Below are 11,383 nucleotides of genomic sequence, written 5' to 3'. Positions count from 1 at the left end.
TGAGTCGCCCTTCTGCTGAAGCCTTAGTCGCGGTTCGCCGCGTGTAGCCAAGGCGAGGACTGGCGATACTTCCCGCCAGTCCTTTTTCGTATGCAGTGGGCTTCCCTTTGCAGAAATACTCGGTCCCGCCGATGCAGCCGCCAGGAGACGATTCAAAATACGAATCTGTGGAAGCGGTAGCCCATCCGCCACAGCTTGGTGGCAGCGTTGCCGAGCCTGCTATTGTCCGGCGTGACCAAGAGATGGAGACCGCTGTCCGTCACTTCGGAAATCTTGGCGGGGCTCCACGCGCCCTTGTCGAGTTTCGGTCGGGCGGCGCGGCAGTCGACGTGTTCGGTTGGCGCTCGCGCCATCGTTCTTGCGGGCCATCTGCTCAATTCCCTCGTTCGGGAATAGCGAAATTCGTCGTGAACGTGCTCCCCCGATACCAACAAAACGGACGGCTGCCGCAGATTTTTGCGTGTGTCTTCAATCGCCGCGAGAAAAATCAGGAGTTGAGCCAATGGCGTAAGCTATTGTTATTATTTATGTTTTTAGCGTGGTGCCCCTGGCCGGGGTGGAAGTACCATTATGAATCAAGCGTTTACGTCCAAGTGGGACGGTGCTTTCTCTCACTGATTACCATAGGCCATTCGCGATATTGTCCCACCGCGCAAAAGAGAATTCTAGCATGGCGGGGCAGGTGCGATCGGGGCGGGGTGACTGAGGGCAGCAAGTACGATCTGCTGCGCGATTAGGGCACCCTATTCCATTGAAAATGGCTCTGTCAGTAGGGCGTCAATTCGTTCGCTTAGGGTTTTCGTTAGGTCCGAGCCCGGACGCGTTTCATAATAACTGGTACGGGCGTGCTTTTCCATTTCAGCACTATCCGCGACCAGCGGTGCGAGAGCCTCAAGGGCTTTTAAACTTGGCGCAAGGGTTTGGCGAAACCTCAATCCAACTTGCCTTAGCGCACCAATCGGGACGTTCGAGCTATCGGAAGGATTCGCGCCAGCAACAGTGTTATCGATCTCGCGACGAAGAGCGGACAGTCGATAGTGAAACTCAATTAAGGTCTGTGGAGCTGTCCCCGGCAATAGGGCCAGCTGACCAGCGGTAGCGCTATAGACGGTTGGTACGGCAGGCGCGAATTTTCGTAGCTTCGTTGCGTTCATCAAGCCTGGCGATGCATCCTTCGGCCAATAAGGTTTCCAGGGCTTCTCGGAATCGAACACGCAGCGAGCAACTAGGTGCGTCAATTCCGCGTACAGGACTCGAGCAAGATCCCGAACTTGCACCTGGCGCTTGCGAACGTCGACAAGGACGGTCGTGATGATCGCCAGGAGGGCACCGATGATGAGGAAGCCAGCTTTCCCCATATTCTCGTTACCAAAGGCGATCATGGCCCCGGCGGCGAGTGCGGCCAGCACAATGAGTCCTATGATCCACCAGATGCTTAGCGCTCGCATGCGTCAACCCCTCACTGGCCCAACGCACCCAAATGCCGCGAATTGTCTGCGGCACCTAACGACGCTGGGCTTGCTGTTGCGTTCGGATGACAGATCGCCGGTATAATGATTCGCGGAATACTGTGTGGACTTATCGGACACGACGGTATTTCTTGGCCCGCCGTGGTCCGAGATCAGGGCTGTTTCGACTGGGCGTCCGCGTGATGCCGATCCGGGCGAACATTGCTGGGAGGCTTATGCCCGATTGCGAACCTTAGCGAGCAGTTTATCCTCTTGCTTCATCCTCAAGGCCTTTTTGCAACAAGTATCGGCGGGAGAATTCTTCAAACACGCGGGCAGAAACATAGGCGGCATAGCGCTGATACTTGTCATTCTTTTTTCCGTCACCGAAATCACAAACACTCTTAGCCACAATTGCTAAGGGCCGAGGGAGCGGAGCCGTCTGGGCAGCGAACATAATAGAAAACGCCTCCATCTCGATGGCCAACACGTCTTTGTGTTGTTGGATGACCTTCGTAACGGCGTCAGTGCTTTGAAGTACAGAGGCGCCAGACGCCATTCCGCCAACAAGTATGCGGGGAGGATTCTTAGGCTTTGGCATCTCGGCCTCTTCCCAAAGCCTCCGCAAAAAGGGCTCGTCTGCCTTTAGCTCCTTGGCTGCTCGGCCGAGCGTCTCGTCCAATCTTCTCTGATATGGGGCCGGGCTGAAGTGTGTCTTGCCCTTTATTTTCTTGATCTTTCCACTTCCCCAATCCCAGGATAAGTCGGCAAATACCACATCACCAATTTCGCTCCTGCCTTTGATACCTGCAGTGATGCCTGTCATAAACAGGTAGCGCGGCCAAAAAGCTAAAATTCCTTTTGTCGCGGCGATAGCGGCGCCGGCAAGCCCTTTGTCCGACGCCGCCGTTGCAATAACGTCAACGTGGCGACGATCTTGGACGAATCTTCCTTTGTAATAACTGCTAGCGTCGTGCAACACCGCTATGGGTTCGAAGCTGGCCGGCAACTGTAGAACAGCAGACAACTCGGGCTGTTCAAGCGCAGTCACCACCAAGACGTCGGTCCTGTGCGACTTGCCGTCGCCGGAAAAGGGAGGCCTTATCTGCTCTTCAATTGTGCCGATGGTCTCGCGCAGCTGCGCTCGCCAACCGATCTCAGCGAGGTTGACGGGAATTACTTGCCAGATGAAATTATTGAACTCGGCTTTGGCTCGCTGAAATGATTCCTCGAAAGACGTGATGCCGACGATATACGAAGGTCGATGAGCTTGACCTCTCGCTTTCATCCATCTCAATAGTTCAAGCCCGCCGTCGATCTCCGGCTCAGTGGAGGCCTTACGCGGGAGGTTTATGTCCAAAAGCAACAGATCGTAGCGTCGGTTTTGAAGTTCTCTTTTTGCATCCACCACGTTCATTGCGATCTTCAGCACATGCTGAGAGCCAAGCTCCTCAACAACCAAAGCTATGGCCGCTATTTTTGTTTGGTTGTCTTCAACCAGTAGTATCGAAGTCATTTCCAAACTGCTCGTATCAGATCGGCGAGTTGATCGCGCCAAGTGGAGGTGGATTGCGAATAATAGATCGCGCCGAGAAAACTCTCAGGGAACTCGACTGTGCACTTCTCTTTGAGCTGCTCGAACGAATATTGATGCGTGGATGAGCCGAAATGCTCGAGCGCGGTCAATATCACAACCGCAAATCCTTTCTTTCTCCGTCGCACCTTCCTGAGGATTTCATAACCCCCGAGGGGGCGAGGTCGCCCCTGACGCACGTCAGGATCCGGGTCAAATGTGGGAAGGCTAACATCCAGGATCACCAAATTTACATCTGCATCGCTCTCCAGATATTTCAGGCCACTCTGATACGAGCGGCGCAATTCGATCCGGCTGTCTGGCGCTGCAGATTGGATGGCAGAAATTACTCGCTCTGCCTTCTGGGGATCGTCTTCAATGATAAGAACGTTCACTCACGTACCTCCTCGGCACCGTGAAAGATACGATCACCTGCTCCTTAGACACCTTAATCTGGAGTTTTTGGTCAGATTGGAAGTCATGACGGAGAATTCGCTTCATCTTTCGGATTCCCGTTCGACCTTCTCCAGCAACAGCAGTCGGATTCGCAATCTCTCGTTCGATGAGCAGTTCTTGAATTTCTCGACGACACGCTTCATGGTCTACAGATTCAGCCAGCTCTGTTGCAACTCCGAAGACCAGATCATTGTCAGGAGTCGCGTCAACCGTAACAGATGCAGTCGGAGCGCGGTTCTTGATTTCAGAGTGCTCCGCAGCATTTTGAAAACAGTTTGTCAGCAAATCCACCAATGGATTTAAGAGTTCACCGGAAATTTCGTAGTGCCCTCGTTCTGTAGTCGCAACATCGAGCGGATGCTGAGGGTAGCAGTTATTTGTTATTCGGGCGGCTAGTCGGATGGCGGTGCCAGCAAGGAAAGGTTCGGGGGTCAAAACCCCCGCTCTCGAAAACCAGGCTGTTACGCGGGTGAGATTGAAGTCGAAAGCAGTACGACAGCGCGCAACGGCGTCGAGCAACTCGACGGGTCTCGGGTCATTCTCCATAGAAATAAGTGCACTCTCGATTCCATCGAATGCGCTGACGATTTGGCGACGAAACCTTGTGCTGATCTCAATTTTGACCTCGCGCAAGCAGCGTTCGACGCCATCCCAGAAGCTTTGAATGAGTCGATCGAGGAATTCCTCGTAAGTTGTAGTGCTGGTCAAGCTCTGTTTCAATCGATCGAACGCGTCCACTGACAGAGAGATGGCGAACAATCCTTCGGGATTGTCTTTCGCAGAAAAGATTCTCACCTTGCGGTCCTTTAGGTGCGAAATCGCCTGCGTAACTCTCTCTGAGAACTTGACGACGTTCTTGGCGATTTCCAATTGGCCGAGATTACCAACGCTTGATAAGCGATCATTCCAGCGGCCTAAAACTTCTTGTTCCTTGTTTGCCCCGTCAACTGCGACGAGCAGTCCTTCGTTGACGAAACTGGCGCGAAGCTCGCCCTCAAGGATGCCGTGCAGTATGCGCGTGCTGAGGTAAGTCTTGAACCCATGATTGGGATCAAGGACCAAAATGTCATAAGCTCGCTGGACCATCGCGAAATAGATTGAGTCTCGCTCTGTCGAGGGGATTATGAGGTAGCCGAATTGAAGTTCGGACTCTTTAAGCAGTTTACGGATGCGTTGCTCGATCTGATCGATCTGCGCTACCGCGTCTGGATCCGATAGCAATTGGCGATACCGGTAGAATTGGGGCTTGATCTCGCTGTCAAAGGTCCTCTTTATCCCTTCTTCGTGGACGTAAATCTTGCTTCGCTCAAATTGCGCCGAAAGGCGAGCAACCTCCTGATCTTTCGTAATCGACGAGATTTCCTGGGTATAGACGGTTCGGTTTACGGCGTCGTTCTTTACCAGCCACTGGAGCGCTGCAATGCGTTCAGATTCAATCTGATCGAGCGTGTCGAACCTTGTGGTGTCTTCCAGGCGCTCAATATTGGCGACGAATCTTAGAATGTAGATTAGCCGGCGTCTCTCGATAGGGAGTACGATCAACTCACTCGACCGGTCAACTTGGAAGTGATCTAGGATGTCTTCGAATGCGTCTGATAGGTCGCCATCAAAAGTAGAATCATACAGTCGCGAGTAGGCATGCAGAAGTATTGCTCGATCTGTAGCCGCCTCATCTGCCGCCGCCTTAGATACCGCCCAACTGCAAAATTCTGCCATTGAGTATAGCGAATGAGATCTTGGATTCTCGAAGTAGGCTTCGACGAATGCGCGGAGCGCAGAACCAAGGAGCTGCTCCCTGCGGTAAAGCGCGTGTTCGAAAGCTGCTGTTCTAGGGTTTGTTTTCTCGGGAGCGTTACGAAGGTAGCTGGCGAAGTATTGTTTGGCCTTCGGATAGTCGCCTTGGTTGTAGGCGCCGTACGCTAGATATAGGCTGGCTCGTTTCTCTGGAATTCTAAGATCCGTAACTAGCTCGTCGGCATTGGTCTCACGAGCAAGAGTCATCAAGGCCAATTTGTGAGTGGGTGAATTCTCGCCTTGAAGGCTGGAGACAAGTTTATCAAAAGAAGTTTTGTCGACCAGTTTGATCAGCCGGTAATGCGCGGGTTGAACCAATGGAGAGGAAAAGCTGGCAAGCTGCTGAGCATCCGAAAAGGTGTCCGCAATAGGAAGGTCCAGCATTCTGTCCAGCAAGGCGGCGACGACGCGGGACGCTAACAACTTTCGAGTCTGGAAACCGAGGCGATGAAGGGCGTCGCGCGTGTGGGCGAGGTCCTTCGAAACATCTAAGAAGCTGCGCGTTTCTGAGATTATGTTGTCTGCTATGGAGGTGGCAGTACGATTCGCTTCAAGCGCCATGTCGTTTCGCGCAGCGAGCTCGAAAGCCCAAGCTGAGCCACCTGGGCGCTTCAGAACATTGTCGATCGCATCTGCGGCTTTTCCATATTCGCCGAGTGAATAAAGATCGCAGGCTTGTAAAAATTCTGTGTCTTTGACAGGCTCGTTATCAGAGGATTCGAAAAGAAAGTTTAGCGTAGAAAGTCGTCTATCGCGAATGTTCTTCAACAGTGTCGCTGCCTGTGACACTATCCCGCGATGCTGGTCTCGGACGTGGAGCAGCAGCATCATGTCAATCAAGGTCTCAAAGCGATCGATGATGGGTGAGTTTCCCTCAAGGCTGATGCAGACATGGGGCTGTTGAATAGAGTCCAGATCGAATGGGCTGACGTGATAGACAGTGTATTCTCTAATGTCTGAAGGGTCGACGAGTTCTCGCCGAAGCTGTGGCAAGGTGACTCCCTCTTCGAGGCTGTAGCTGGCGAGGAACGAGATATAGGCGTACAATGGATCTACGCTTGGGGTAGCGACGATCTCATTCAGGAGTAGTTTCTGAGCTGCCAGTCCTTCGGCAACTTGGGATAAGCTGAGACGTGCGTTAGCTAGCCAAAGTGAAAGCCCAAATAGTCCTTCGACTTCGTCCAAAACGCCCTTCGCTGAATTGAAGTCCGCTCTAAGATAAAAGCCGGAATATGTTTCTTTTAACGTGAGGTACTGATTCAGTTCGGTTGTGTAGTGCGAAATAACTGCCGCAGCCCAAATCAATTCAAACTCGGGAGCCAAAGTCCCAAAGAACTTTCCTCCCTTGACCCGGCCGTGGGTCCGAGGAAACGCCTCTGGCGCAAGCAGATTGCGATAGATTGCGTTTGGCATGAGAGCGCGCACAATCCGCGCAACATTCTCAAGTGATATGGCGCGCCGGTGCGTGTTTAGTCCGGCAGCGAGATTTCCCTGCGCGTGGATTAGACGACGGAAGCTGGCGGCATCATCGATGGAGGTGCGGACCCGGCCTGACGATCGATTTGCGTTGCGAGCCATAGTTCCCGTCTGGTTAGCTTCGTGCTACTCGATCTAGCTAGAAGTTGACGCCTCCTACAACTCTGAAACGCAAAGCATCCCCAAGCCGAAAGTCGAGGGAGCCGCGGCTCTGCGCGCAGACTGCTTTGGCGTCTCCCCTAGCGGGCAGTTAGGAAGACGTTGCATGGAGTGCGACCTTGGGGTTCGTGCCGTCGGGAGTTCAGTTTGGGTGTGCCTCCAATAAACCAGCTTCCGACTGGTTCAATAATTCAGTTTGACAATTCAAATTGAACCGGTGTTATGTAAACCATTTAAAATAGACTCCGCGAGGCCGTACTGATGTTCGTCAGAGCTTACTTGCGTGCAAGCACCAATGAGCAAGATGCCAATCGCGCCCGGGGCCAGCTCAAAGCCTTTGCCGCCGAGCGCCGGCTGAAAATCGCTGCGTGGTACGTCGAGAATGACAGCGGCGCGAAGCTTTCCCGCCCCGAGTTATTCCGGCTCATTGCGGATGCCGAGCCCGGGGACGTTCTGTTGGTTGAACAGGTGGACCGGCTTTCTCGGCTAACAGCGGGGGATTGGGAGCAGTTGAAGGCCGAACTTACGGTTCGCCGGCTACGGGTCGTCGCCCTCGATCTACCCACGTCATGGATGATGGCCACCAATACAGCTGATGAGTTCACCGGACGCATGTTCGAGGCGATCAATTCCATGCTGCTGGACATGCTCGCAGCAGTCGCCCGGAAGGATTACGATGACCGTCGTCGTCGCCAGGCCCAAGGACAGGCCAGAGCCAAGGCTGAGGGGCGCTACAAGGGACGTCCTGAGGATACTGAGCGAAACCACGGCATCGCACGTATGCTCGCGGCAGGCCAATCGTGGGGCACTATTCAAAGCCTAACCGGCTGTAGCCGCGCAACCATTGCCAAGATCGCAAAGCGCGTGAGGACAGCGGCCTAAGGTGGTTACCTGTCCTTAGCCCATAAGGCGGGGGGGACTGACGAGTAGTGCGACCAATCGCTCTGCTTTTCCGAGAAGACGGGGGCGAGATCCGCAGCGCCGCGTGAAATCTAGCTAGCCAGCCTTTTGCGAGGAACGACAAGAACGCAGTGTGCAATGCAGCCTCGTTTTGCGCTCACGAACCCGAGGGCTATTGACCATTGCACCTCAGAGCATAGTCGGCGACCAGCCCGGATCCCGAATACTATCAATCAGGTCTGGAAAAGGATGCTTTAACCTGATGTTTAGGGTTCAAAGCCGGCTGGTTGTGTTAAGCTAATAACTCGCGGAATCTTAGCCATGCCAACGGAACCATGTCAGAAGAAGTAATTGATAGTGCCTATCACCGCCGAGCTGCCATTTCAGAATTGGTGACTAACGGCGTGACCGACGGTGCCGTGCTGTCTCATTTAATTATGAACGGCCGAGCTATTTCTGATGAAGCCGTTTTGTGGGATTTCAAGATCGAAGTTCCCGTTCTTCCAAATGGCATTAAGCTAAGTGACAGCGCAAAGCGTTCTTACGACGCAAAGTTCGCTGAGATTGTGAAAGACTGCGTTGCGTTTTACAATAGCTACGGTGGATACCTTGTAATCGGCATCGACAACGCAAGCCGAACCCCTCGCGGCTTTTCAGCCGTATTTGACGCGGCCGATCTAAACAAGCGCATTCAAGCCGCAACTCAGGTCAGCATCGAGACAATATATCGAGTTGTGACTTTCTCAGATTCGGACACTCCACCAATTCAACTAGGCATTTTGTTCGTTCCGAAGCGGTCAACGGGCGTGAAGCCAGCCGCCTTTAAGAAGGATGCCCCCGAGCGAGAAAATGGGCTGCGCGCGTATCGGCTGGATGAGTTCTACTTCCGTGAGCGAGACAATTGCAGAGCGGCTAAGGCTCCAGAAGATTTCGAGTTTCTTTTTAGCCAGCGACTAATAGACGTTCCGTACCGCCGAAAAAAATTCATCGAAAACAACCTTCCGCCCCGCGATCAAGAATTGAAGCATCTTATTGGTCGCGAGGAACAGCTGACTGAACTGTGGTCGTGGCTTCCTGACGTATTTAGTCCAGTAAAGATCTTGTCCGGACTGGGAGGCGTCGGGAAAACGTCGATTGCCTACACTTTTGCGGAACGGTTGCTGTATCAATCCCCAGAGTACATCGATAAAATTCTTTGGTTAGGAGCGAAGACCGAAACTTATCTCGGTTTGCGGGGAACATTCGCGGACACGCGTCTCGATTTCGAGACGATTGACGAATTGCTCACAAACATCATTTTGGAAGCAGGGTGCCCACCTGAACAAGTACCTGAAAAGCCCTCTCGACAAGAGTTAATGACGCTGGCCCAGCATCATCTGGGATTCCATAGCTATATTCTCGTGATCGACAATGTCGATACGCTCAACGACGACGACCAGAAGAAAATTCTCAGCTTGATCACGCAGCTTTGCTCGGTTGCAAAGGCGAAGGCAATCGTGACGGCGCGGCGTAATCTCGGTGCTGCCTTCGATATGTATATTGACTTGAAGGGCTTGGCATTTTCCGATTTCCAAGCGCTCGTTCAAGAGAAATGCGCCGTGTTAAAGCTGCGGCCGCCGGCCGAAGGGTCGGTGGAAATGACCCGATTTTACGAAGCGAGCGGGGGCTCTCCGCTATTTGCTCTTTCAATAATTCGGCTCGTGAACTTGGGAGACACATTTTCGGAGGCTGTATCGCATTGGGGTGGCTCTCAGGGCGAACAAGTCAGGGACATAGCGTTCCGGCGTGAGTTAAATCGGCTAACAGCGAACGCGGCAAAGGTCCTCTTGGCGCTGAGCTACTTGACACGTGCATCAGTCGTGGAGCTTGGCTCCGTACTCGGTCTCACACACGCGGATGTTCAAACTGCGCTCGCAGATCTGGAAGAGTTTTCCATGACAGCGCGGGATACCTCGCTTCCCGGAGGGGCGGCATTCAAGGTCCCTAGTATGATGGGCCTAATCACTCCGCAGGTCGAGAAAGTTGTGACGGACCATGTGGCAATAAGGACAAAGTGCAGGGAGTTTCAGACGCTCAGAGGGACGAAAACGCCGTTCGTCGGAACCGCCATTTCCAGAACTATGGCCTTCCTCAATTCGGGAGATTCTAGGAAGGCGCTACAAACGGCAAAGGCTGCACTGGACAAGCTGCCGGATGATCCGGACCTCCTTTGCTTGATAGGGCGAATCTATAATTCAACCGGTGATGCGCCTAAGGCAGACGAGAGCTTCCGTGCGGCTTTTTCCCGAGGTTGTAAAAAGCGCGAGCTTTTCGGTGAATGGGTCGCATTGCGAGAGGAACGAGGGGACTGGCCGGGCGTCATCGAGATTGCAAAAATAGCCAATGAGTCATTCGATTCAGCGCGCTTCATTGTCGCAAGGTGTAATGCGGAAATGATGATCGGAGACGAGGCTTCGCGAATAGGCCGTCATTCGGAAGCCGAATCGAAGTACGAAAATGCCGCTAAGGACATCCAAAATGCATTGCGCGACAATGATATTCCTGGAGAACGCGCTGACTTGTGGAAGCTAAATCGTAGTCTCGTGGTTCGGTGGCTCGGTGCGGTTCGGATGCAGGTATCGAATCTTGATGGCAAAAGGCGTTTCTTCGGTGCATGTGCGAAGGCGATACGAACGTATCGATTGCTTAGCAAGGACGTGCTTCTCTCCGGATGCTCCGCCTTGCGAGAATGGACACACGATAACCTCGCACGCTCTACGGTGACGGATCGTATACGAACTGACGCCGACGTAAACGAACGTCGATTGAAGGATTTACGTACATTCGTTGTTTCGCGGAGCGAGTTCAGCCAGCTGAGCGTCATTGAGTTAGAGCAGATGGATCAGCTGATTTTGGACTTGGCCAAAATTGCGAAGAAGTAGTGGCTCGGACCGCGGCGAGGCGAAAGCACAGGATACTCAGGGCACTGACACGCAGTAGAGTCAACGATAGCGATATATGCCACCGCTCAGACTGTTCTTTTCGGCACAGCATGCACAGTGTGACCCACGGCTTTACCTTAGCACGTGCGCCATTTGGGTCTTCTGATCAAGTCAAGGAGGCCGACAGACGCTCTTTTGGATCTCCTACACTCTTTACGGATAGTTGGATTTCCCTAACATCTTGACGGGCTGGGGGGCGGAAGATGATTCGATATACCCGCTTAGGCGCTCTTGTTCGGACCGCCCGCAAATCGGCGGGCTATACGCAGACTAATCTCGCCAAGAGAGCACAGATAGGACTTTCCACCCTGCTGTCAATCGGCCTGCAAATTTGACCCCTCATCGGCGTCCAATTTTGACCCCTTAGCGCGGCGGGGTTTGGTGGTAGCGCTCGTCTCGTCGGAGCTGGTCGGGATAGCGGAGGCGAGACGAGCGCGGGTGGCGTGATCGTCGTCGCGGCTTTTGAACCGCCAGCTGTCGTTGCCGGTTTCGACAATGTCGCAGTGGTGGGTCAACCGATCGAGCAGCGCGGTGGTCATCTTGGCGTCGCCGAACACGCTTGGCCATTCGCCGAAGGCAAGATTGGTGGTCACGAT

The 11,383-nt window shown here is 53.4% G+C and carries 8 protein-coding genes; 2 read left to right on the top strand and 6 right to left on the bottom strand.

The genetic code is table 11. The features are described from left to right. Positions 1-152 precede the first annotated feature (152 nt). The 5 genes from A3M7_RS50715 to A3M7_RS0128285 form a co-directional block, all read right to left on the bottom strand. On the bottom strand, positions 153-503 hold the full coding sequence (locus A3M7_RS50715; protein WP_027546949.1) for a hypothetical protein: 351 nt from the start codon (positions 501-503) through the stop codon (positions 153-155). 240 nt (positions 504-743) lie between these two features. Further along, positions 744-1,448: a hypothetical protein gene (locus A3M7_RS0128300; protein WP_027546948.1), complete on the bottom strand. Its 705-nt coding sequence runs from the start codon at positions 1,446-1,448 to the stop codon at positions 744-746. Between the two features lie 265 nt (positions 1,449-1,713). Beyond that, positions 1,714-2,964, bottom strand: coding sequence for a response regulator (locus tag A3M7_RS0128295; RefSeq protein ID WP_027546947.1), 1,251 nt, complete (start codon positions 2,962-2,964; stop codon positions 1,714-1,716). Next, entirely contained in the window at positions 2,961-3,416 is a 456-nt protein-coding gene (locus tag A3M7_RS45915; RefSeq protein ID WP_063629464.1) for a response regulator, read from the bottom strand. The genes A3M7_RS0128295 and A3M7_RS45915 overlap by 4 nt, the downstream gene beginning before the upstream one ends. Next, positions 3,397-6,849: a hypothetical protein gene (locus A3M7_RS0128285; RefSeq protein ID WP_156936995.1), complete on the bottom strand. Its 3,453-nt coding sequence runs from the start codon at positions 6,847-6,849 to the stop codon at positions 3,397-3,399. Before A3M7_RS0128285 ends, A3M7_RS45915 begins: the two co-directional genes overlap by 20 nt. A 318-nt stretch (positions 6,850-7,167) precedes the next feature. On the opposite strand from A3M7_RS0128285, the gene A3M7_RS0128280 reads away from it, so the two are divergent. Further along, positions 7,168-7,788: a recombinase family protein gene (locus A3M7_RS0128280; protein ID WP_027546945.1), complete on the top strand. Its 621-nt coding sequence runs from the start codon at positions 7,168-7,170 to the stop codon at positions 7,786-7,788. 353 nt (positions 7,789-8,141) lie between these two features. Continuing rightward, entirely contained in the window at positions 8,142-10,727 is a 2,586-nt protein-coding gene (locus A3M7_RS0128275; protein ID WP_084302584.1) for an RNA-binding domain-containing protein, read from the top strand. Positions 10,728-11,101: 374 nt separating this feature from the next. Here A3M7_RS0128275 and A3M7_RS0128270 read toward each other — a convergent pair. Continuing rightward, positions 11,102-11,383, bottom strand: a 282-nt coding sequence (locus A3M7_RS0128270) for an ATP-binding protein (protein ID WP_027546943.1), incomplete at its 5' end; no start/stop codon positions are given.

The sequence above is a fragment of the Bradyrhizobium sp. WSM2254 genome, assembly GCF_000472645.1.
Lineage (GTDB): Bacteria > Pseudomonadota > Alphaproteobacteria > Rhizobiales > Xanthobacteraceae > Bradyrhizobium > Bradyrhizobium niftali.
The sequence above is the reverse complement of the archived record's forward strand: the minus strand, read 5'-3'. Positions and strand labels throughout refer to the sequence as shown.

What these genes read in the sequence shown, in the direction of transcription:
- A3M7_RS0128300 (WP_027546948.1), bottom strand. Translation starts at nt 1,448, where the DNA reads ATGCGAGCGCTAAGCATCTGGTGGATCATAGGACTCATTGTGCTGGCC.
- A3M7_RS0128295 (WP_027546947.1), bottom strand. Translation starts at nt 2,964, where the DNA reads ATGACTTCGATACTACTGGTTGAAGACAACCAAACAAAAATAGCGGCC.
- A3M7_RS0128285 (WP_156936995.1), bottom strand. Translation starts at nt 6,849, where the DNA reads ATGGCTCGCAACGCAAATCGATCGTCAGGCCGGGTCCGCACCTCCATC.
- A3M7_RS0128280 (WP_027546945.1), top strand. Translation starts at nt 7,168, where the DNA reads ATGTTCGTCAGAGCTTACTTGCGTGCAAGCACCAATGAGCAAGATGCC.
- A3M7_RS0128275 (WP_084302584.1), top strand. Translation starts at nt 8,142, where the DNA reads ATGTCAGAAGAAGTAATTGATAGTGCCTATCACCGCCGAGCTGCCATT.